This window comes from Nostoc sp., from assembly GCF_036917095.1.
Lineage (GTDB): Bacteria > Cyanobacteriota > Cyanobacteriia > Cyanobacteriales > Nostocaceae > Nostoc.
This window is the reverse complement of record NZ_JBALFH010000022.1, coordinates 183760-206999: the sequence shown is the minus strand read 5'-3', so window position 1 is coordinate 206999 and position 23240 is coordinate 183760. Positions and strand designations below refer to the sequence as shown.

The 23240-nt window shown below is 43.7% G+C and carries 20 protein-coding genes and 1 pseudogene; 7 read left to right on the top strand and 14 right to left on the bottom strand.

Annotated features, from left to right (window positions below):
* Nucleotides 1–115: 115 nt before the first annotated feature.
* A complete protein-coding gene (locus V7L01_RS11965; RefSeq protein ID WP_335034942.1) occupies nt 116–2134 on the top strand; it encodes a GMC family oxidoreductase in 2019 nt (672 codons plus the stop codon).
* A 195-nt stretch (nt 2135–2329) separates the two neighbouring features.
* Here V7L01_RS11965 and V7L01_RS11960 read toward each other — a convergent pair whose 3' ends face one another.
* The 6 genes from V7L01_RS11960 to V7L01_RS11935 all read right to left on the bottom strand — a co-directional run bounded on the left by V7L01_RS11960 (nt 2330) and on the right by V7L01_RS11935 (nt 9105).
* Entirely contained in the window at nt 2330–3823 is a 1494-nt protein-coding gene (locus V7L01_RS11960; protein ID WP_335034940.1) for a homospermidine synthase, read from the bottom strand.
* A gap of 372 nt (nt 3824–4195) precedes the next feature.
* On the bottom strand, nt 4196–4951 hold the full coding sequence (locus tag V7L01_RS11955; RefSeq protein ID WP_335034938.1) for a hypothetical protein: 756 nt from the start codon (nt 4949–4951) through the stop codon (nt 4196–4198).
* Nucleotides 4951–6183 (bottom strand): glutathionylspermidine synthase family protein, encoded by a 1233-nt coding sequence (locus V7L01_RS11950; protein ID WP_335034936.1) that lies wholly within the window; start codon nt 6181–6183, stop codon nt 4951–4953. Before V7L01_RS11950 ends, V7L01_RS11955 begins: the two co-directional genes overlap by 1 nt.
* Complete coding sequence (locus V7L01_RS11945; RefSeq protein ID WP_335034934.1) at nt 6180–6830, bottom strand: DUF350 domain-containing protein; 651 nt, start codon at nt 6828–6830, stop codon at nt 6180–6182. Before V7L01_RS11945 ends, V7L01_RS11950 begins: the two co-directional genes overlap by 4 nt.
* A gap of 712 nt (nt 6831–7542) precedes the next feature.
* Nucleotides 7543–8478, bottom strand: a complete 936-nt coding sequence (locus V7L01_RS11940) for an SDR family NAD(P)-dependent oxidoreductase (protein ID WP_335034932.1) — start codon at nt 8476–8478, stop codon at nt 7543–7545.
* Between the two features lie 54 nt (nt 8479–8532).
* On the bottom strand, nt 8533–9105 hold the full coding sequence (locus tag V7L01_RS11935; RefSeq protein ID WP_335034930.1) for a TetR/AcrR family transcriptional regulator: 573 nt from the start codon (nt 9103–9105) through the stop codon (nt 8533–8535).
* A 134-nt stretch (nt 9106–9239) separates the two neighbouring features.
* Between V7L01_RS11935 and V7L01_RS11930 the strand changes: the two genes are divergently transcribed.
* Nucleotides 9240–10385, top strand: a complete 1146-nt coding sequence (locus V7L01_RS11930) for a SpoIID/LytB domain-containing protein (RefSeq protein WP_335034928.1) — start codon at nt 9240–9242, stop codon at nt 10383–10385.
* A 1039-nt stretch (nt 10386–11424) separates the two neighbouring features.
* A complete protein-coding gene (locus V7L01_RS11925; protein ID WP_335034927.1) occupies nt 11425–12333 on the top strand; it encodes a polysaccharide deacetylase family protein in 909 nt (302 codons plus the stop codon).
* 226 nt (nt 12334–12559) lie between these two features.
* Here the strand turns inward: V7L01_RS11925 and V7L01_RS11920 are convergent, their stop codons facing one another.
* The gene (locus V7L01_RS11920) at nt 12560–14065 is read right to left on the bottom strand and encodes an energy transducer TonB (protein WP_335034925.1); all 1506 of its coding nucleotides are present in this window, start codon (nt 14063–14065) and stop codon (nt 12560–12562) included.
* A 293-nt stretch (nt 14066–14358) separates the two neighbouring features.
* Here V7L01_RS11920 and V7L01_RS11915 point away from each other — a divergent pair.
* Nucleotides 14359–14541: pseudogene (locus V7L01_RS11915) on the top strand (transposase); the annotation flags it as partial.
* 43 nt (nt 14542–14584) lie between these two features.
* Here the strand turns inward: V7L01_RS11915 and V7L01_RS11910 are convergent.
* Nucleotides 14585–15034, bottom strand: coding sequence for a hypothetical protein (locus V7L01_RS11910; protein ID WP_335034923.1), 450 nt, complete (start codon nt 15032–15034; stop codon nt 14585–14587).
* 24 nt (nt 15035–15058) lie between these two features.
* Here V7L01_RS11910 and V7L01_RS11905 point away from each other — a divergent pair, with 24 nt between their 5' ends.
* Nucleotides 15059–15760, top strand: coding sequence for a DUF547 domain-containing protein (locus V7L01_RS11905; RefSeq protein WP_335034922.1), 702 nt, complete (start codon nt 15059–15061; stop codon nt 15758–15760).
* A gap of 76 nt (nt 15761–15836) precedes the next feature.
* Here the strand turns inward: V7L01_RS11905 and V7L01_RS11900 are convergent, their stop codons facing one another.
* The 6 genes from V7L01_RS11900 to V7L01_RS11875 all read right to left on the bottom strand — a co-directional run bounded on the left by V7L01_RS11900 (nt 15837) and on the right by V7L01_RS11875 (nt 22020).
* Nucleotides 15837–16121 (bottom strand): DUF2934 domain-containing protein, encoded by a 285-nt coding sequence (locus tag V7L01_RS11900; RefSeq protein WP_335034920.1) that lies wholly within the window; start codon nt 16119–16121, stop codon nt 15837–15839.
* Nucleotides 16122–16309: 188 nt separating this feature from the next.
* A complete protein-coding gene (locus V7L01_RS11895; protein ID WP_335034918.1) occupies nt 16310–17170 on the bottom strand; it encodes a hypothetical protein in 861 nt (286 codons plus the stop codon).
* Nucleotides 17171–17265: 95 nt separating this feature from the next.
* Entirely contained in the window at nt 17266–18246 is a 981-nt protein-coding gene (locus V7L01_RS11890) for an ABC transporter permease (RefSeq protein ID WP_335034916.1), read from the bottom strand.
* A 6-nt stretch (nt 18247–18252) separates the two neighbouring features.
* Nucleotides 18253–19230 (bottom strand): ABC transporter permease, encoded by a 978-nt coding sequence (locus tag V7L01_RS11885; protein ID WP_335034914.1) that lies wholly within the window; start codon nt 19228–19230, stop codon nt 18253–18255.
* Nucleotides 19208–20767 (bottom strand): sugar ABC transporter ATP-binding protein, encoded by a 1560-nt coding sequence (locus tag V7L01_RS11880; RefSeq protein ID WP_335034913.1) that lies wholly within the window; start codon nt 20765–20767, stop codon nt 19208–19210. Before V7L01_RS11880 ends, V7L01_RS11885 begins: the two co-directional genes overlap by 23 nt.
* A 329-nt stretch (nt 20768–21096) precedes the next feature.
* Entirely contained in the window at nt 21097–22020 is a 924-nt protein-coding gene (locus tag V7L01_RS11875) for an ABC transporter substrate-binding protein (RefSeq protein ID WP_335034912.1), read from the bottom strand.
* A gap of 208 nt (nt 22021–22228) precedes the next feature.
* Between V7L01_RS11875 and V7L01_RS11870 the strand changes: the two genes are divergently transcribed.
* Both V7L01_RS11870 and V7L01_RS11865 read left to right on the top strand, forming a co-directional pair.
* Nucleotides 22229–22354 (top strand): hypothetical protein, encoded by a 126-nt coding sequence (locus V7L01_RS11870; protein WP_335034910.1) that lies wholly within the window; start codon nt 22229–22231, stop codon nt 22352–22354.
* A gap of 690 nt (nt 22355–23044) precedes the next feature.
* Complete coding sequence (locus V7L01_RS11865) at nt 23045–23197, top strand: CopG family transcriptional regulator (protein WP_335034908.1); 153 nt, start codon at nt 23045–23047, stop codon at nt 23195–23197.
* Nucleotides 23198–23240: the final 43 nt, after the last annotated feature.

The window sequence follows — 23240 nt, the reverse complement described above, 5'->3', positions numbered from 1 at the left end:
AATGTTGTAATTTATGAAGCAAATAAACTAATAGAGACAACAAACCTATCCCAAAATAAACCAAGATTGAGATTTGCAAAACAAAATTGGTATTAGTTGGAAGGAATCAAAAAAAATGCCAGATAAAAAAGATACAAATGATGCCATCACTCCATATTACTCAGATTACAAAAGAAGGTTTCATAAGAGGTTTTCTCGGAGAAAATTTATTAGCAGAGCGACAACGTATACTGCTGGTCTGGTGAGTTTATGCTCTAGTTTGATAGCAGGCCGCTCTTTTGGTTTGAAGAAACAGTGGGACTCTTCTACTCCCTTAAGTCCATCAGCACCAGTTGAATATATCGTAGTTGGTTCTGGTGCTGGCGGCGGGCCTCTTGCAGTGAATCTAGCGAAAGCTGGACACAAAGTGGTTTTGATTGAGGCAGGTGACGATAAAGGCGACGACATCGCCTCAGTACCGGGTTTCAATCCGGTCGTCGTGGAAGATCCTCGTGTGCGATGGGACTACTTCGTCCGGCACTATGCCAATGATGCGCGTCAACGCCGTGACAGCAAGTATGTCCTTGAGAAAGATGGTGTGTTGTATCCACGAACGGGTACACTCGGCGGATGTACTGTTCACAGCGCGATGATTACAGTATGTCCAAACAATTCTGACTGGGACAACATTGCCCAGATCACTGGCGATCGCAGCTGGTCGGCAGAAAATATGCGAAAGTACTTTGAGCGACTGGAAAAGTGCAATTATGTCGATCTGCCAAGTCGTAAAGCCAACAATCCCAGTCGTCATGGGTTCAAGGGTTGGCTGTCAACTGAGCTTGCCGATCCGAAGATGTTCTTGGAAGATGATAAGCTGCGGAGTATTTTGCTTTCAGCAGTTCGAGAGGCAGGTCTAAACGAAAGCATTCTTGACCGTTTTTTCCAAGGCGAACTCGACCCCAATGACTGGTCTAGGATAGTGCAGGAAATCGAAGGTCTCTACAACATCCCGATATCGACCCAGAATGGTCAGCGACGCGGACCGCGTAATCTGATTAGGGAGACAGCTGCTGCACTTCCCAACAACCTCATTGTCAAGACCAACACATTAGTAACCCGCATACTATTTAGAGGTAAGACAGCGATCGGTGTAGAGTACATTGAAGGTGCACATCTCTACCGTGCCGATCCTCAAGCTAATTCTAACGGGCCTGAGCCTAGTTTAAGAAAGAGAATGCTTGCTTGTCGTGAAGTGATCCTGTCTGCGGGCACATTCAACAGTCCGCAGATTCTAAAGCTTTCTGGCATTGGCCCAAAAAATGAACTACGTAGTCACGGTATCGTGCCGATTGTTGACCTTCCGGGAGTTGGTCAGAACCTTCAAGATCGCTACGAGGTCGGCGTCATAACTCAATTGGATTCGGATTTTCAGGTTACCCAAAAGTGTACGCCCCAGAATCTATCAACAGACCCGTGCTTTTCAGAATGGCAACAAGGAAAGGGAATTTATACAAGCAACTACACTCTGGTCAGTAACATCCGGAAGTCCGATCGAGTTCGTCCTGTGCCTGACCTGTTCATCTTTTGTGCAGTAGCACCTTTCCGGGGCTACTATCCCGGCTTCTCTGAACCAATTACCCGTGTGAAGAACCAATTCACTTGGGCGATTCTGAAGGCACACACTCGCAACTGTGCAGGAGTTGTAAAGCTTCGTTCTGCCGACCCACGAGACACGCCCAATATCAATTTTCATTACTTTGATGAAGGCAATGATACTCAAGGTGAAGATTTGGCCTCAGTTGTCGAGGGTGTAGAATTCGTGCGCCGTATGAACGCACACATAGGCAACATCTCCCAAGGAGAAGTATTGCCTGGGCCAACGGTTCAATCGCGTGATGACATAGCCCGCTTTGTCAAAGATGAGGCATGGGGTCATCATGCTTCTTGCACTAACAAGATGGGTATTCGGAGAGACCCAATGGCAGTGGTTGACAGCAACTTTTGCGTCCACGGGACAAAGAATTTGCGAGTAGTAGATGCTTCCGTCTTCCCACGCATCCCAGGCTACTTTATTCTTACGGCAATATATATGATAAGTGAAAAAGCAAGTGATGTAATATTAGCAGACTGTAAGAGAAAAGGGACTTCCAAATAAAAAAATATCCCATCGCTTTTAGGGCAGGGGGCAGGGGGAAGAAAAGTCGTTTTGATTCCAAAAATTGGATAATTTATTTTTTGGAGTTCCCTTATACCAATTCGTAATTATTGGACTTTGGACAAAAATTATCCACTTGTTCCACAACTACCCTATTCTGAATGTCTAGACTTGTCTAGCTTTTATATAGCAGATTCAGCGGACTAAAAAGTTATCGAATTGCCACGGGTCATTCCAATCTAGCCAGGGTTCGGGAAACAGGAGTGTAGAGGAGTAGCGGCTTGTTGCTCCCCATCGACCTTGCAAGGGAGTCCAGTTAGTAGGGACGCTGACCATCCGACCGAGATAAGGACGGGCTATTTGTAAAATTTCGTTATGGGGTAGTTGTTCTGGCTCTCGAAATCCCGCTTGCGGATGGCGGACAGCCCAAACTGCGGCAGCGATTACCCCAGCACACACCTGTACAGTAGTCGCGTTATGACCGGGAAGAATCTGGCGAGCCTCTTCGATACTGAGTTGGGAACCATACCACCAACCATTGCAGGGATGACCAAGTAACAAAACTCCCAGTTCATCTCTACCAGTCACAATATCTTGATTCAAGACGCGTAGTTTTTCGTGAGGTTGCCCACCTCGCATCATAACTTCTCGCAAGCTGGCGATCGCATCATTAGTCGGGTGATAAGCAAAATTTACCGTGGGTCGATAAAGCAGTTGTCCGTCTTGCCAAAGGCTAAAATAGTCGCTAATTGTAATTGTCTCGCTGTGGGAGAGCAGCAATCCTTCAATGGAACCACCCAAAGGGAGCCAAGAGCGGATGTAAGTTGCACCCCCAGGACGCTGTAGATATATAGCATTACCAGAACCCAACTCGAAGCAAGCTGCGTTTTCTGGCAGGTGTTTTTCATGAGTACCCCACCCAATTTCAGCTGGGTAGTAAGCCTCGGCGAGAAAACCCCAGATGCTCCAGGTATTGACGAACTCCTCCAGCTGTTTGGGGCGGGAAGAAATTTGTGTATCTCGCTCGGAAATTTGGATAACTTTGACACCACAAGCTCGTGCCATAGTTGCCCAACTTGTCTGGTCAGTCGGCCAGATTTGCGGTAGTTTGATGATGCTGGCAATGTCTAGCAAAGCGGCTTTGACAAAGTGACTCACCAAGCCGGGATTTGCTCCGTGGGCGACAATTGCTGTAGTTCCATGCGATGGCCAACGAGTTTTAGCTAGATGGCGTAGTGTCTGGTGAAAAAAGTAATGGGTTCGTTTCCACAGGGGGATTTTTATATCTTCAAATTGGTCTGCCCACGGTTCAATACTGGAATCCACGTAGAGAATATTGTGAATTTGACACCATTCAATAATTGTGATGCTGTCTACCCCTACTGTGAGGTTAATCAGCAAGTCTCCAGGCGATAAGAGTCGCTCAAGAGTAGAGGTAAGATTATCACGAGTCAGGCGATGTTGAAAGTAACAGATACCCAACCTAGCAAACCGGGCAAATTGCGCCCGGTGTTTCTCTGCGTCCACAACAGTCACCTGTGCCATCGGCATTTCAAAATGACGCAGAAGCAGGGATAACAGTCCTTGACCCACAGTACCGAAGCCTAGCAACACCACCCGACCGCTGAAAGTCACTTTTTCAACTGCGATCGCGTTCACAAATAGCCGATGCCAGAGAGAATGAATCATCAGCAAAACCTCAACTAGCAAGGTTAATACCCCGCTTTTGGGACTTCCAAATTAAAAAATAATCAATCGTTTTGGTAAGCAGGAAGAGCAGGGGGAGCAGGGGAAGCAGGGGGAGAAGAAATCGAATAGTCGTATTGGATACAGGAATTGAGTAATTTAATTTTTGGAAGTCCTTTTAAATTCAATACAGTTCAGTTAAGCATTTCTTCCTTCTCTTTTTTTCTTCCTTCGCGTCCTTCTCTTCGAGACGCTACGCGAACGCGTCCTTCGCGGTTCGTTAAAAAATAACTTTGACAAAAAGTTTTAGCCTTAACTGAACCGTATTGCTTTTAAATTAGGCAGTCTTTTAACTCAGCACTTCTTTACCACTTTTTATCCACCACCAGTACTAGATTCATCAGGAATCACCGAACCGAAGCCACCTGCACTATTGCGTCTGAGAAACAGTAGTGTTAAGGCACGATACCAAAGATATCTAAACCAACGAGGGCGACTGACGCTCAAAGGTACAGGTTCACCTGACACTGAAGGATTCTGCCTGAGCAATTGAATTCCCTGTTGTTGCCAGCGCAACAGGACGTGGGCGAGGTCAGACTCAGGCGTCTCGTTTCTTTGCAGCAGCAGCACGCGCTGGATACCTTGAGATAAAAGAAACTTGCCAGAGGGAAAATCTTCGGGAAATATTAACCAGCGATTGTCAAAATCCCCTGGAGAAGGTTTTGCAGTATCCCGCATTCGGTTGGCATCAATCAAAAACGCCGGGGGAGCAAGTAAGGGAAGGTGCAATTGTTGCAATATCGGCGTTGCACTAACCAGGCTATCTATAATCGCTGCCATTGGAATGATTGCATTAGTACCTTCACAGCAGTTATATAAAGGGACGAGTCGATAGCCCCGTTGGGCTAAAGCAACGCCTAACTCAACCGACTCTACCCCCGGTAAATTGACCAGTACAAATGTGCTGCGTTCGGGTGTGGGAATGCTATCGGCATTCATGCTGAACTCGTTTCTGGGAACGACAGCAGCAACACGACTCTGAGTCAATTGGCTAAAAACTACTGGTTTAGCCCAACGCGACCAAACTACTTCCTTCGGTGCCCAGATAGCAAAAAATTCTCTTGGTTGCATTATTCCCCTACTGGTTTTTTAGCTTGAGTTAGGATAGCCACATCCTTGGCGGTTGCGTCAATTAGCGGTCTGCTACCCAAGCGACCATAAGCCCCAGCCGCACGACCATTAATTGTGTAGACTCCAATGCAAGGATAGAAATAGCCCTCTGCGGTCAACAAAGGTATCAGTTCAAATCGACGCTGTGCTACCCATTTTTCTGGATGTTGTTTAGCGCTTTGTTGAATCTTTAGCCAATCCTTTTTTTCGGTTACTCCCAAAATACCGATGTTCTCGCCGATGCGACCTAGAGCTGGTTTGAGTACCCATGCTTCGTCCTTCAGGTCGCGGACTTGCCGGGGGTCACGAGTTTCTGGCAATAGGGCACGCCAAGTTGGTAGTTGTGTTTTCAGGGCATCCCACACTAAGGGAAACCTCTTACTTTGGGTAATTAAGGCAGAGGTAGGGTTACACTGAGGGATTTGCACCGAACCAAATAGGTGCTGCCAGCCAGAGGCTTTGGGCAAATTGGGCAACCACTCCACAGGAAAAAATCGATACAGGAAATCAATTGATGTTGGGGACTGGTGGTTAAGTAACAACGGACGCCCTGACTGCCACCGCAATTGGGCAGGACTAATTAGATAAGTTTGCAAGCCGGCTTGCTGGAAATGCTGCGCCAGATAAGTCATAACCTGACGGTCATCAGTATAAGCAGTGGCATGGGCTAGAGCAACATGAGCGCCCTCACCAACAGATTCACGAATGGCGGTAGCTAGGGCGTTGGCGGGGTTGCCCAAGGGGGTGGTTTGTGAATAATGTAGTGCTACTAAGTCAGTAAAGCCAGAAGCTTCAATATAACCACTGGGAACATCGGAATTAGCTTCAGAAATCCGCCAGCCCTCAGTGGTGAAGTGAAAATCAAACCGAATCACCCGCACTGCTTTGGGCGATGTCTGGATAGATGGATGCTGCCATAATTTCTGAATCGCTGGCGGTAGATTCAACTCTTTTTGCAGACGAGATTGGAGTAAAATTTCTTGTTCGGCAGCGACGGTCTCAACTGCTAATTTTTCAGCCAATTGCCCCAACTCATGCCATGTTTCAAAGTTTAAAAGCAAGGGAAAATTGGCTAGAGTGGCAACATCTTCTACCTGAGGGTCCCATTTACAACAGTCGAAAATGGTCTGTAGCCTTACTTCCTCAAACACGGTTGCGGACAACGGTATCTCTGCTTGCCAGGGTGGCTTCATATGCCTCCACCCCAAACTAAAATACAGAGAATGCTACCGCCTATGTAAGAGAAGAATGGAATTAAACCGTGGGTGGTAATGGGTAGAAATGGCCGCTGTGCCGTTGGTTGACAAACTTTCTCGACCTTTATTGCCGCGATCGCTAAAATCGCCGCAGGCCAGCCATGCCTGATAAAATCAACTATAGTCGCATCCAAAGATTCCCATTTTCCGGCAACAGCCCAACCCAAAATTGCGCCAGACGCTAATAAAAAACCAGCCAGACGCAACCCGGATGCGCTGTCTCTGTCAATAGCGATCGCCTCAGAAATATGCGTGAAAAATTCTAGAACCAGCCATAACAAAAACCATGCACCTGTAGATAGCATTGCCGAATAGACAACAGTCCACCAACCAGGGCCATCTCCAATATTTCCACCAGCAAAGCAGAGGGTTACAGCAATCAAAGCACCGCTAATAGCAAAGGAAGCAGCTATGTTTTGCCTTTCTATCGCATCATCACGAATACTTAAGCCACAAAATAGAAAGGTTTTTACAGCTATTCCCAACCAACTAGTTCCCATCACTAGGTAGAAAATCAAATAGAAAACATCATTGCGGACATCCTTCGATCCCAAAAATCGCAAAATCAAAAAAAGGATTCCCACACAGATAATAGGAGTTAGGAGTAGAAGAAAGCGATACTTAAGAGTAGAAGCCAGTTTCGTGACCGATAGGATAGAAAAATACCATTTAGGCCATATTAGCAAACTAGGTTGTAACAAGAACCCGAACAGTAAGAATAGTAAACCCTCCATTGAAACCTCTCCTACCTGTAGTTACAAATAAGGGCAGAAGGCAAGGATGGAAATAAAAAACTTCATTTGTGGGTTCATTGCCCACTCAAAAAAAAGATTTATACCTCGCGCTGTTCTAAGGTATAAAGCATCCACGGACTAAGTGCCACGTTGAAAAACGTGGGAACATAGCTGCCCTCATACAAGCATACTTCTGCCTTATGAATAAGTATACTCACAGATCGCAGTTAGTCAAAAATATAGCAGAAATGTGCGATCGACGGTATGGAGGGCATGGAAGTCAATACTTCTCGGGTTTTGCACTTTTAACTCGGAATCCGGTTTGGGGAAAAGGTTTTTTCTTCTCTCTTTCCCGTTCCCCTTTTCCCTTTAACCGAGAAGTATTGGCATGAAAGTGATGCACGAGCGTAACGCTTCTTGTACGATCGCCAATGTTAGAAAGTCCAACCTTGGTAACACTTCCTGTTAATTTGCCAACAACATCATCTAATTGTGAGGCTGATGATGTTTGCTCTCAAAATCAAATTATCAATCTGCGTTCAATGAGCGCGAACCCATTTTCTTATTTACCCGCGCTTTGCGCCTTTTTATTAAATTCAAATTTCACACCGGTTAGTTTTTCCGATACTTCCCATAGTTTTTTGGCGATCGCTCGATCTTTGGATAACTCGTTTGATTCGACTTTTATTGGATAGCCGCGCATCTCCATAAACCCATTGGGGCCGAAATATTCTGCGCCTTTTAAGCCTGCTTCGATTGCCGCCCGCAGAGTCGGTAATGCACCCATTGTGATGTCTTGAGCAAGGATGCCGTTGAGATATTCCACAATACCACCCGAAGTTCTCTGCAATTCGGTTGCCGTCCAGCCCGGATGCGAGGCGGTTACAAGTGTGTCGATACCGTTATCTTTTAGTTTGCGGTCGAGTTCGTAGGTAAAGTAGAGGTTGGCAAGTTTGCTGTCGCCGTAGGCTTTCCATTTGGCATAACTTCTCTTTTCCCAATTCAAATCATCGAAATCTATCTTACCTATAGTATGTGCGCCGCTCGAAACATTGACAATTCGTGAGCCTTCAGTGCCGATCGACAGTTCTAAAAGCTGTCCCGTCAAAGCAAAATGTCCGAGATGATTAGTGCCGAATTGCAATTCAAAACCGTCCATCGTTTTTGAATACGGCGGAATCATTACACCTGCATTATTAATTAGTAAATCTAGACGCAAATAATTTTTCTTAAAGTTTTCAGCGAAATTTTTAACTGATGCTAAATTTGCCAAATCAAGTTCCATCACCTTTACGTCGGCATCTTGATTCTGTTGAAGAATTTTTGTTAATGCCTTGTTTCCTTTGTCCAAATTGCGAACTGCAATGATTACAGACGCTTGTTTATTAGCTAAAACCCGCGCCGTCTCATAACCGATGCCGCTGCTCGAACCCGTTACAATTGCTACTCTTCCTTTTTGACTCAGAATATTTTCCGCGTTCCATTTTTCATTTGTCATTTTATTTCTTCCTGATTAATCGAATATTCGTTTAACTAAATTTCAAAAAAAGAATTAATTCGTTATTGCATCCCACGCAATTTTATAGGTAGTTTCTAACATTTTTTCGTCCAAAATCAAAGCACCACTAAAATGCTCTTTTATCAATCCAGTCAGAGGCGCAAAGGTAAAAGCGGTAAAAATTTCCAGGGAAATATCCTTAAAAACTTTCTCCTCTTTACCGCGATTGAACAAATCTAGCATTGGCTTGAAATAGCTCAAAGTTTCATCTTTGCAAATGCGGTCAACCATCGGGGAATTAGCAAATTGCTCGGTAAAAGCAAATCTGACCGGATTATTAATCGCGTATTGATAATAATTATTCCAGACCATTTTAAAGGCTTTCTCGACCGATAGGTTCTGGTTGACACCTTTCAAAATTTCTGTGCTCATTTCCTGCTTCACGGATAAATAGATTTTATTGAGAAGGTTTTCTTTGTTTTCAAAATAGACATATATCGTCGCGGGCGAAACATTCGCGGTTTTGGCAATTTTCGACATCGAAGTATCAGCAAAACCATTGGCAGTAATCAGTTCGATTGCCGCATCACAGATGGCTTGATTTTTTTTATCGTCTTTATGCCTCATAATTACTATAATAAACGAACATTCGTTTATTGGCAAGTGAATAACTTTTAGGAAAAAGTAGATCGAGCATACGCATACCACAGTATTAGGGATAACATTGTATGGAAATTGAACACTCTTTTTAAATGCTCGACATGAAATGCCAATTGTTACTAAACGCTTTGTTTGCACAGATGAAAGTAAGTCATTGGTGGGTAAGTGCCTTATTGTGGATGACTTTGGCTACCCCAACCAGAGCATCTGTAATCTTGCGAATAGCAATCGAAAGGGGAGTTAATCAGGTAACAGTTGGTAGTTCTACGACTGCGTTGGTAAAAGATAGTACTGGTCATACTCTCGGAGAATTACCAGCAATGAGTTCATTTTATGCCCAAGCAGTTAGAGGCGGTGTAGCTTTAGACAAGTGGCAGTCTGGTTTATTTTGGATTGAGCCGACAGGCAAGGGATTCGTTTACATTGGCGATCGCTGGTATCGAGGCAGAACTCTTGTCGTTCCAACAGACAAAGGATTAACCGCCGTTAACTGGGTTGATGACGAAGAATATCTCTACAGTGTTGTTGGTGGCGAAATGGATACTGAGTGGCCTGCTGAAGCTTTGAAAGCGCAAGCAGTTGCTGCCCGGACTTTTGCTCTCTATGAGCGAGAAAAACAACGCAATAATCCTGTTTACGATTTAGGTGATAGTCCAGATCGCTGGCAAATTTATAAAGGAGTAATCAGTGAAACTCCTAGTACTTACGCCGCCGTCGATGCTACTGATAAACAGGTACTAACTTATAAAGACAGTATTATTCTCTCAGTTTTTCATGATTGCTCTGGAGGACATACCGAAAATGTCGAGGATGTTTGGGGAAGCCACGAGCCATACCTGCGTGCTGTTGAAGATTACGATCAAAATGTTAGCGAGTGCAAATGGGTGAAAACTTTCTCCCCGGCAGAAATTAGCGCCAGAATTTCTGATGTCGGTAATGTTAAAGATATGATTGTAGAAACCTACTCACCTTTTGGTAGTGTTAAAGTCTTAAAAATCGTTGGTGACAAAGGTACAAAGGTGCTACAAGGTGAAAAAGTGCGTACAGCGCTCAAGATTAAAAGTACCCACTTCAACCTTACCAAAACAGCAAATGGTAGTTTTGTACTTCAAGGACTCGGCTACGGTCATGCTTTAGGTATGAGTCAATGGGGCGCATACAATTTAGCCAAAAGGGGAGTAAACTATCTGCAAATTTTAGGGCATTATTACCAAGACGTAGCTTTAAGCACAATTAAAGCAAAGTAATATTAAATAATAGCTAGAGATGTAATTGTATACTTAGCACTACAAAATCTTAAATTGTTAAATAAGTTACTTGTCTACAACGCTGGTCTTGTTATCAAACAGGAGATTGCCCATAGCTAGTCTCCTTCTCTATGCAGGTAAATTATCCAAGTTTTATAGGACTTACGCAATAACTCTCTGAAACTCTCATTCCTTCGTGTCCTTTGCGCCTTCGCGGTTCGTTTTTCCATTATTTTGCGTAAGTCCTGTTTTATAAGTAAAAGTTTTTCAGAATGACTTCGGTATTCCTTGTATCTTCATAAAGTTCAAAAGTGACTTTTATTTCCTTCAAGTTTTATCATTTAACTCGCCTACAATCAAGCCTATTGCCTGTTGTTAGTCTTTGGAAGCAAAAAACTGCTTTGGTCTGTCCCAAAAATAAAAAACAGGTGCAGCTAGTAAAATCAGTCTAGTCACACTTTCGTCACAACTTGGTAATAACTTTGTCAAGAAAATGTAATTAAATCCTGTTATTATGAAGCTGCCCATTTTAGATTTTCATGTGACCGACTATCTGAGTTGGTTTGGATTATGAGCGCTAGCTCTCTACAGTCAAGTAGAAACAACTAAATTTTACTTGAATTACTAGAGAATCTCGGATATTTGGGGCATTTAAAAATGTGTCTTGATTAAGCGTTACCGCAATTCCTTACTTTGGTTGTTACCAAAAACAGGGTGTGGAATTGCAGGTTCAGGCTGTTTGCCCCATATTCTACAAGGACAGAGCAACTACAGACAAAGCTGGGCGATGTTAGTAACAAAGTACTAAGAATAGGTAGTAAAAACCAGCAGAATTTCATTGATTTATTTCCGGGATAGCTTGATTTATCTGATTCCACTCAAAATCATAAACTCAGAGCAATTAAGTTGCGCGGGTAAGCAATCGCACTCTTGGCAATCTTTTAATAGACAGTTATACTTTCTCTGAAAGTAAGCAGATCGGTAGTCTAACTTACTATCAATAGGGTGACTGATTGTTTGACCATTGAAGGAAGTTGACGTGATCGATAATAAGCCGAGTCTTTGGATTTCAGGAAAATTAGTTGGGCTACTTATCTTATGTAGTAGTTTTAGCCTGAGTTTAATAATATTGATGAAAATAAATATTTTTAAAGCTCCAGAACAACAGAAGATAAATGTAAACGAGCTAGCAGCAAATACAGGAACCCAGCAGCGAATTGAGGAATTCAAGGGAGCGATGCTGAAGCTGTGGCAGCAACAAGCACAAGTAAAGGGTTTTTCTGACTCTATACCATCAAGTTTTCAAAGTGCAATAATTAATGCGGCAAAACTCTCTCCATCTCAGAAAGTAATTGCTCTCACCTTTGATGATGGGCCTTGGCCTGAGAGTACAGCAGAAGTGTTAGATATTCTGAGAAAAAATCAGATCAAAGCAACATTTTTTGTGATTGGGCAAAACGTGAAAAATTATCCAGCCTTACTTAAACAGGAGGTTGCTGAAGGTCATGTGATTGGCAACCATACTTGGCATCATTGGTATCAATTCTTGAATCCACAAGCCGCTGCTTATGAAATAGACCACACGGAAGATATTATTTATCAAACTACAGGGTTAAAAACAAATTTATTTCGGCCACCTGGAGGAATTATGCATAATGGAGTAGTTGATTATGCTAGAAATAGCAAATATAGTATTATTTTGTGGTCATCTGACTCTATAGATTATTCGCGTCCTCCTGTACCCAAATTAATCGGTAATGTCTTCAGAGAGGCAAAACCTGGTGGAATTGTATTAATGCATGATGGTGGTGGTAATCGTTCTAAAACTGTACAAGCTTTACCAGAAATTATTGCCAACTTTCGCAACCAGGGCTATCGCTTTGTCACCATCCCTGAACTCCTAGAAATGGAAGATAAGAATCAAAGGTTGACTGAAACTAAAAAGTAATATTTAACTTCTAACCGTAAGAAAATACCTCGTTTATTCTGTTTTATATGTGCTCTGTTTAATTCAATGAAAACCTGTACTTAGCCCCGATCGCAATAGTTTTTCTACCTCCTCACAAAGATTTTATTGATTCTTTTTTAATGTAATTACCTAATCTGCATTCTGCTGTGCGATTAACTTCACAATTTATTTTTGACAGCCGATTGCATCAATTGTCACCCTGTTGTTAGCCACCATCCCTTTGTAAATTTAGTTCGCCATAAACATTGATATCAAACGTAAATTCGATATCAATACGGTTCTTGGGATATCCTGTGGGTAAAGGTGCAAAAGGTGCAGCTCGCTGTATAGCATTGAGTGCTATTTCATCAGTTACATTGAATCCAGAGGTTTGTACAATATTGAGATTGCTAACTTGACCTGAACGGTTAATAGTGAAGTTAAGCACTGTTCGCCGATTGGACTGGCTCATTCCTGGTAGCCACTGCTGCTGAACGCGTTGCTTTAGTTTGTTTAAGTAAGGGGTGAGGTCTATATCTTGACTGCGGGCATCAATACCAGAAGTCGCTTGGCGATCGCGGTTGGAATTAGGCACAGATGCCAGTTCGCCGCGATAATTCTGACTAGATACACCCAGAGTACCACCCAACAAACTTGCTCCACCTGTTTTTAGAGATGACTGAGCTTGGGACGGTGTTCGCCCACTTAATCCAGTTCTCGACTGCCTTAAATTCTTAGGGTTGCTGGGTACTGGTAATGTCGTAGCTCTTTCAATTGCTGTTTTTCCCAATTGGGCTGGCGGTGGTGTAGTCATTGGTGCTACTGCAATTTTCTTAGAAATAGGTACTTGTGTTGTGGTTGCAGGTGCTGAGGTTATTTGTTTTGGCTTAAGTGATGTTAGTGTCCTCAAAGGCACTATTTTTCTCAGTGGGACTGGCGGTGGTGTAGTTATTGGTGCTACTGCAATTTTCTTAGAATTAGGTACTTGTGCTGTAGTTGCAGGTGCTGACGTTATTTGCTTTGGGTTGGGTGATGTTAGTGTCCTCAAAGGCACTGTTTTTCCCAGTTGGGCTGGTGATGCTGTAGTCATTGGTGCTACTGCAATTTTCTTAAAATTAGGTACTTGTGCTGTAGTTGCAGGTGCTGACGCTATTTGCTTTGGGTTAGGAGATTCTAGTGTAGTCGGGGGCGCTGTTTTTTCCAATTGGGCTGGTGGTGTAGCCATTGGCGCTACTGCAATTTTCTTAAAATTAGGTGCTTGTACTGTAGTTGCAGGTGCTGATGCCGTTTTTTGAGGTTTGAGTTGCGGTTGTTGACCAGATCGATTTGGTGATTCTCTTTTCTGCTGCTGGCGTTCTGTCTTGAATACCTCTGCTGGAAATGAGGTTGTTAAGTCAAAAGAACGCTCGTTATAGGCTTTATATCCTGCGGGATTAGCTGACTTCACCACAGAAACAGGTCTTTCCGGCAAAGCTTTACCACCGGCAATAGAATCTTTGGTAGCCCGGAGTGAGGTTTGAGGAGGTGTGTCTGTTTTATTAGCAGGAACTTCAACTACCTCGATTGGAATCTCTTGGGTAATTGCTTGCTTCGGCTCATGCATCAAAGCTCTATACCAATATTTGCTCCCCATTAATAAAATAGAGTGCAGGAGGATAGAAGTAACTACACCTTGGAGCATATAGAGAGGGCGCACGCTCCGATGGTACACAAATTCATCAGATGAAGACATGTTATTGTACTTTCTTTTATAGCAGCCTCAACAGTCTATTTACGCACATGCTGTACTAGTTGAAAAGCATTGTAGCTTGAAATCACAACAATTTTAGTAGACTAAAGCATTATATTTTACTCATTGGATAAATGCAGAAGAGAGACATTTTTATAACTAGCTTTTAATCTCCGTATTTCCTCAAATTCTCATTGATATTGGTATAGCGTTCTTCCATCACTATGGTCAAAGAAAAATTTTAGCCCACTTTTAAACAAGAGATAAAAACTGGGTTTTGAGCTTTATTTTCTAATATAATGGCTAGAGTCGTCTGGGAGAGTGCTTACATAGTCATGGATAGTTGCTCAATTCATAAAGGCAAAGAGGTTGAAAAACTAATCAAGGCTGCTGGAGCAAAATTGATTTATTTACCACCATATTCTCCTGATTTTTCGCCGAGAGAAAATTGTTATTCAAAAGTTAAAAATATACTACGTTCTAACTGAGAAAGATAAAACTAATGTCTCCAAAGAAGTAGAGTTAGGAATATTTATTCTTGGCAACGATCCAGCTTATGACGCTTAATAAAGCAAATACACTTGCACCTGCTTCACCTATATCACCAAGGATACTTTCTCCAGATTTTGTTTTTATATCTATTTCCTGAGTTTGACTTTTAAATGATGAACCTAAACGGAAAAGACCTTCTTGATTAATATCCACACTATCAATCATTTCGTAATATAAATAATTCCACTTTTGATTAATTTCCCACACTAATCTTTCATTAGTTATTAAGTACCAATGATTAAAATTTACAAAACTTAAAACAGATGGTTTTTCCTCTTCTCCTAAAGCTAATTTATGTAACACATAATTTCTTGTGTCATCAGCAAAGCTTTTGAAAGGCATAATAACTTTGCTATTGATTTTTTTTCGAGAAAAAATAGAAGATATAATATCAGAATCTAAGATTATTTTATTATTCATAATTGTTTTACTATTTCAGCGATAATGATTGATTTTGAACCTTGGGACAAGTTGTTGCGTCAGTATGTCGATCGACAGGGCCGTGTAGACTATTGTGCTTGGAAAACAGAGCAACCTCAAGCGGTAGCAGATTGGTTGTCGAGTCAAAAAAATCTGGCTTTTACATCTAATTGCAACACTTTTGAGCAATTGGCATTGTGGATCAACCTTTACAATGCGTTCACCATTTCGGCAATATTGGAGAGATACCCGCTTGAGTCAATTCGTCCGCGAATCTTAGGCATTCCCAACTGGCTGGCTTTTTTGTGGTTCTTTCAACGTCGTGCTTATTATATATTTGACGAACATTACAGTTTAGCCCAAATAGAGAACTCTATCCTACGGGAGAAATTACAGGAGCCGCGAATTCATTTTGCAATTGTCTGCGCTTCGGTTGGTTGCCCATTACTGCGTGCTGGAGCTTATTTTCCTGAACAAGTTACTCAGCAGTTAGATGAAGACGCTCGTCGCTTCATTAATAATCCGGAAAAAGTCCGTTATGACTCAGATAGTAAAACGCTCTACTGTAGCAAAATCTTTAAATGGTATCGTCAAGATTTTCTCAAGGTTACATCCTCTATTCCAGAATATATCTCCTCTTACCTAGAAACAGACCTGTCAATAAATGCCTCAACGCCGATTTCTTATCTTTACTATGACTGGAGCCTGAATCAGCGAATATCTTGATAAAGTTGTCTGAAAGGTTTGTTCCGCAAGCAGATCATAGCTCATTTTAGTTTCTACGTTCCTAAAATGGAATTACTTAGCGATCGCGTTTAAAATCTATCAACACCTTTTCAGCCTGAAGCCAATGTTCTACAGACTTGCCATCGGGATAGCCCATTTGTTGCCATATTTCATAAGCTTTCAATCGGATTTGATTTTCATCTGGGCCGTTATTGATAAAATGTTCGCAAGAATTAGTAATAAAATTATAGGGAGCTTCTCCAAAAAAATCCTGACGACCTAAAATTTCATCTGTAAAACGAGAACAATTTTGTTTTATCGGGCAATTTTGTCCTGGACACATAGTAATATCGTAAGGCATATATATTTTTCCTCTCGGAAGCAACTTATTTAGAATTTAATTGGACGGATATTAATACAGTTTTGATAAATAGGGGAGACATGGGAAGAAAGTGTTAATAGTCCGAATGGCACTAAGAAAAGCGGAAACGCTTATCAATTAAGCGGTTTGCAATTGTTTGCATAATTCGTGCCGAGTTTTGGTCATCATTATCTCAATGCGATTGCACTTAAGATTCTAGATTCTATATCGAGCAATATACCTTGAAAATAATTATAATCGTCACTTACATATGGAACCAAGGTAAAATTTGCTTGAATTTTTTTAAGTAAATCAATAATTTTTTCTGGTCGTTCAATATCTAAAACATACCAATATATATTCTTTAATAATGCATGAATTTCATTTTTATTTTGAATATTAAATAATGACAAGTTTGGCTTTTTATCTGAAAAGTTTACAAATATTGAAGCAGTAACCCTAGTAAATATTGTTTCTAAGTTAATCAATATATTACGCTGGCCAACTCTCACAAAGTGTAGAACAAAAGAATTGTCAAGTAATATTCTGCGAAACGAAACGACATCCTCATATATACCCATGTTACTTTTGGATAAATAATCTTGCATTCGATCTACTGTCATGCTTCGCAACAATTTTGATAAACCATCAATATACATACCATTTCTATCTCTAAATTGTATACGATTTTCAATGATTATTACCTGTTCAGCTTTTGCGATAGCTTCCAGGGCAAGACTTTCAAAATCAAGGGTTTGATCGTTGATGAGAATTTTCACGTGAAAATTTTTATTTATGGAATCAAAAAGTATGGAAGTGCCTTCGAGAAAAAATAACCCAAATTGTTGAAACAGATTGTTTGTAAATTCATAATGAGTAAATCCTGCCATGTAGGTGAGAAAATCGCTCTCTGCATCAGAAAGTGAACTTCGCTCTGTAAGGACTTGTTTAAGTAATTCAGTATTTGGTTTTTTACAGGCGTTAACAATATCTACAAAAGTTGTGTTCATGGCATATTCCACATAGCTTAGAGCTTTTTTTAGTGCCATTCGTTAATAGTCCTTTCTACCCCTGCTCAAGAACAAAATTTTTGTAACCTCTTATTTTGGTAAAGGTATTGATGTAACAAAGCCTTTCCTTAACATTATTCCCTCTGTGCGATGCGCTGCTGAAAGATCGCGACCAGAAGTAGGAATGCACCACGGAGCACGAGCTGCCACCAAGGAGTAATGGTTCCCTCAAGATTTAAAAGGTTGTACATCATTCCTAGCAAAAGTACACCGACAAGGGTCGGAAACACACTCCCCTTGCCCCCTGCGAGAAACGTTCCTCCCATGACCGTCGCAGCGATCGCATCCGTCTCCCAGCCAAAGGCAGCCACAGGCTGACCCGCCCCCAGACGACCCGCGAGCACAACTCCAGCAAGCCCAGAAAGCAGACCGCTGAACGTGTATACCACAAGCTTTACTCGGTTTGGGTTCACGCCCATCAGCCGGGAGGACTCTTGGTTGTCGCCGATAGCAAAGATATGCAACCCTAATCGGCTTCTGTGCAGCATAAACCAAGCTGCAAAATACAAGAGTGCAACCACGATCGTGGGGACAGGGACGGAACCAATGAACCCCCTACCCAGCCAAACTAGTCCCGATGCTGCCGATGATACGGCAATTGACTTCTCCTCGGTGATGCTCAACGCCAGCCCGCGTGCAGCGCTTGCAGTGAATAACGTAACAACGAACGGTTCTAGGCGGGCGCGAGACACGAGAAGTCCATTGACAAAACCAAGCAAAGTGGTGCTGGCAATGCCGCCGACGATTGCCACAAAGCTTCCTTGAGGAGCGAGTATTGCGGCAACGACACCACCGAGAGCAACGAGTGCGCCCACGGACAGATCGATGCCTCCGCTCAGGATGACGATGGTCATGCCCAGAGCCACGATCGCCAGCATACTGTTCTGTCGCATGATGTTCATCAAATTAACAGGTGTCAGGAAGGTTTGATAACGAAACGATGCGAAAACAGCCAAACTAAGGAGCATCAGCAGTACGCCCTGCGAGGTGAGGAGCTTGGCGAGATGCTTCGAGAGCCGCATCCCCGCAAGCGCAAAAGACCTTGTGGCAGCCATGACGCGTTAAACCTCCTTAGGACGCTGTAAAAAAATGGCGAAAAGAATGATTACGGATTTCAAAACCAATGACCAGGTGAACGGAATCAAAAGCATGTTGAAACTCGTGGAGATAACCTGCATGAGCAATGCTCCGACAACAGTGCCGAGTACATTCGCCCGACCACCAGAGAAGGGCGTGCCGCCAACAACAACAGCTGCGATCGCATCAAATTCCGCGTTGACACCCACCTTGCTCGGATCGCCCATGCCAAGCCTCGCTGTCTCGACTAGCCCGGCAACCCCAGCAAGCAGGGCGCTAATTATATAAACTATATATTTCACCCGCTCCGCACGGATACCCGCAAGCCGTGCGGCCTTCTCGTTGCCGCCAACTGCAACGATCTGACGCCCAAAAAGCGTAGAGCGGATACAGAAGAAAGCTCCTGCAATGACGACTGCCGCAATTACAACTTGAATTGGTATAGAACCGAGATAGCCTTTTCCCAACGCCTCAAATGTCGGATGGACGAAGGGAACCAGCTTCCCGTCCCCGACAACCTGAGCAATCCCACGCCATAAAATGAGACCCGCCAAGGTGGTAATCAAGGCATCAAGTTTCAGACGCGAGATGAGAAAACCATTGATAAAGCCAACCAACAGAGCAGCGCTCAAAGCGAACAAGATGGCAACAGTCATCCCATACTGAATCAGCAATGCCACAATGACTGAAACCAATGCCATAGTAGAGCCGACCGTGAGGTCGATGCCACGGGAGGCAATGACAAAGGTCATCCCAACGGCAACCAACATTGTTGTGGATACTTGGAGCAACATATTCAATGTGTTGCTAACTGTTGCGAAACGTGGAGTGAAGATGGCGTTCGCAACATAGAGAATTAGAAGTGCTGCAAATGCACCGAAGTTTGGGTTCCACAGGGTTCCCCAACCCAGATCGGACTTCTTGCTCTTCATTTGGGTTTTACTCTGTTTGGGATTGTCCACTGACGGCTTCCTGACGATCTGCACCTTCTGCCATTGCGTGCAGAATTGTCTTAATGTTCTTCTGCTCGCCACTGAGTTCCGCGATTGACCGCCCGTCACGCAAGACGACGACACGTTGCGAACCTTCAACTAGCTCTTCCACTTCCGATGAAATCATCAGAACCCCCAGCCCTTGCTCTGCTAGTTCGGCGATCAGCCGCTGGATTTCGCGCTTTGCACCAACATCGATCCCGCGAGTCGGCTCGTCGAGGAGAAGAAGTTTTGTATTCTTGCACAGCCATCGCGCCAGAAGCACCTTCTGCTGATTGCCGCCCGATAGTTCGTGGATCTTTTGCTCGGCGCTGGCTGCCTTAATTCCAAGACGCAGCATGAAACGTTCGACAAGCTCGTTCTGTCGTTTCCTGGAAACAATGCCCCATTGCGTAAGATTCGGTAGGGCAGCAAGCGTGAGGTTTTCGCGCACCGAAAGCTCAGGGATAATACCGTCCGCCTTGCGATCCTCTGAAAGGAAAGCTATCCCAGCATCGATCGCATCATGAGGATCGCGCAGGGATAAAAGACTACCTTCGAGTTTAACGGTTCCCCCCTCAAGTGGTTCAGCCCCGAACAGAGCACGCACCGTTTCACTTCGACCAGAGCCGAGCAAACCCGCAAGTCCGACGATTTCGCCATGCCGCATTTCAATCGAGACACCATCGAGCCGTTTCTTATATTTGAGAGCTTCCGCATGGAGGAGCACTGGCCGATCTAGCGTGTTTTGCGACTGTTCGGTGAAGGCTGTGACTCCTTTGCTTACCTCTTCTGGCTCACGGCCCAGCATATGGCAAACGAGTTCCAGACGATTGAGTGTAGTTAGCGATCGCGTCACGATATTGCGCCCATCACGTAGTACCGTCACGCGATCGCACACGGCGTAAAGTTCTTCAAAACGGTGGCTGACGTAGACGATGGATGTCCCTTCCGACTTTAGCCGCCGCATCACATCAAAAAGAACAGACACCTCAGTTTCGGTAAGCGAACTCGTGGGTTCATCGAGGATCAGCACCCGCGCTCCAAAAGATATGGCGCGGGCGATGGTCACCATCTGGCGATGGGCAATATTGAGCGAACCAACCACTGAGCGCGGATCGATATGCAACCCCAGGCGCTCCAGAATCTCGGCCGCCCTAGTATTCATCACCCGTTTATCAATGATGCCGAAGCGATGCGGCTCTCTGCCAAGAAAAATATTCTCAGCAACAGTTCGGAAACCCACGAGCTGGATCTCTTGGTAGACGGCTACAATGCCTGCCGCCTGCGCTTCCGTCGGGTTCTGGAATGCAACGCTTTTCTGGTCGTACTCTATAACACCTGAGTCCCGTCGATAAGCCCCCGTCATAATCTTGATCAGCGTCGATTTGCCAGCGCCGTTCTCTCCAACTAGCGCATGAATCTCGCCTGCCTTCAGTTCAAAATCCACCCCCCAGAGCGCTGGCACGCCGGAAAAACTTTTTTTTATCCCCGTCATGCACAGGACATTTCCAGTCGCCTGATTCATCGGCTTTACCTAAGTTTTTGCCTTTATTGCCGATAGTGGAGATCCTTCACTTCGCACTATAGTAATCTTTTTTGTCCATCGTGGAGGCTCAGGATAGTTCCAGGTTATCTTTTTTCTATTCTAGGGTGAGAACTATCTAGTACAGCACGGCGTAAATAAACCACCATTCCAGATCGACAAAACTCTTACGCTATATTCCTTTTGACTTTTGACTTCCGCCTTGCGGTACTAAGCTAAAAAACATCTAACTTGCATAATCGAGTTAAATATAACTTTTGTGGGGTGGGCATCCTGCCCGCCCAGTATATGCAATTTAAATTTGGAACAGCTTAGTATGCTTCATCTACAAAATCCTTGGCGTTGGTCGCGTCGAAGAGTCTGTCCTTGAGAATGATTCTAGGAGGAATTTTCTTACCAGCAAAATACTTTTCCATCGTGGCGAAAACAAGCGGGCCAAAACGCGGGTTTGACTCGACACTCACGCCCAGCTCACCACGGATAATTGCCTCAAGTGCAGTTTTCTGACCATCGATTGAACCGACCATCACATCCTTGCCTGGCTTCATACCTGCGGATTTGAGAGCCTGGATGGCACCCAATGCCATTTCGTCGTTGTGAGCATACACTGCCGTAATGTCAGAACCCTTGGCTTGGATGATGTTTTCCATTACACGCTGGGCCGCAGCCCGCGAAAAATCCGCCGTCTGTGTGGCGACGATCTTCATGTTGGGATAATTGCCGATGGCATTACGAAACCCCTTAGCCCGATCGATTGCAACCGATGAACCCGCTGTGCCGGTGAGTTCCACGATGGATGCTTTGCCGTCGGTCGCCTGGATCAGCCATTCGCCAACGCGGCGGCCTTGGGCGATAAAATCCGACCCCAGAAAGCTGACGAAATGTTCGCCTGGTCTTCCCGCCGCTTCCCGGTCGATGAGAAAAACCGGTATTTTTGCCGCTCTCGCTGCTTCGAGGGCGGGTGTAAGACCCTCATACTCACGTGGCGCAAGGAATATGGCATCAACTTGTCGCGCGATCAGATCCTCAATGTCGGCAAATTGCTTTGATGTCTGCCCTTGGGCATCCGTCATCAAGAAATCGTAAGTTTTCTTACGCTTGGCGGCCTCGTCCTTGATGCTGTTCGTTTCGGCGATGCGCCACGGGCCGATGTTTTCAGTCTGCGAAAATCCGACAATTTTTTTCGTTTTCTCGCGCATACAGCCAGATAGCGACAAAGCCGCAACAGTAATCATAACGTAGGCGCTAGATACGAGGAACCTTGACATATAGACTCGGATACCTGAGCATCCAAAATAGGTTTCATTCTTCATAAGCCCATCAGATATCCTATCTATCATGTCCGATCGCTACTTAGAGCTTATCTCGAAACAAAGACTATTTCTTACGGGGAGGCAAAATGCCTTGAAAGGGCTACAGGAGAAAGATTGAGCCAAAATATAGTTGTCTCGTTTAATCGCGATCGCTTCCTTAATTGCCCTAATATCACCAATCTCTTGCTGTGGCTTTGGTTGCTCTGACTTTTCACGTTATGTGGAAAAGCCAATGATTGATATCATGTCCGCTTAATCACTTACAATATGTCATTGCGAGTGGAACGTTCGCGCAGCGTCTCGTAGAGAAGCAACCGCAAGGATTCGGAGATTGCTTCTCTTCGAGACGCTGTGCGAACACTTCGTACCCTGCGGGAACGCCAAGGGCGGTACGCAATGACAACTAATCAGCCGGACATGATAAGCTGTTCCACATTTAAATTGCATAGCTAGGGCGGGCAAGATGCCCACCCCACAAGAGTTTCATTTAATCTGATTATGCAATTTAGATGTTTTTTAGCTTATGACCTAACCCCCTAACCCCCAACTCGTCGCGGGAAGGGGGAAAATTCAAAGTCTCTCTCCTTAAAGGACGAGAGAAATAGAAGTGAGGTTTTCCAGATACCGTGAAAAGTCAGGGGTTGCTGATGCATATTAAAGAACTGCCAACACTTCTTTAAAAAATCGGTAAACTTTTTTGAGCAGAGCATTTAAGTTGATATCAAGGCATTTTATACTTTCTTCGGATTGGCTTGATAATTATTATTTTTAAGGCTGTGAAACTTCATATTCTAAAATCAACTTTATGTCTGCACTATTTTTTAGAAAAACATATTAGTTTGCTTCATCATCTCTTAAATTAAAAGTCATTGATCGTACTCATGTATTAACAGATTAACTGATTGATATTAGAAAAGTAGTTGAAACATCGAACTTGTCTAATATTATGAATAAAAAATGGGCTGCTAAACGACTTACAATCAATCTCACATCAAGTGAGGCACAGAAGTTAGAAAAATACTGCTCGATGACTGGCAGACCTGCAACCGATGTAATTCGGGAATTAATTCGCTCTCTTCCCACTGAAGAACAAGAGTAAAAAAACTTAAAAGAAAAATAAATCACGCTGGATTAATCAATTA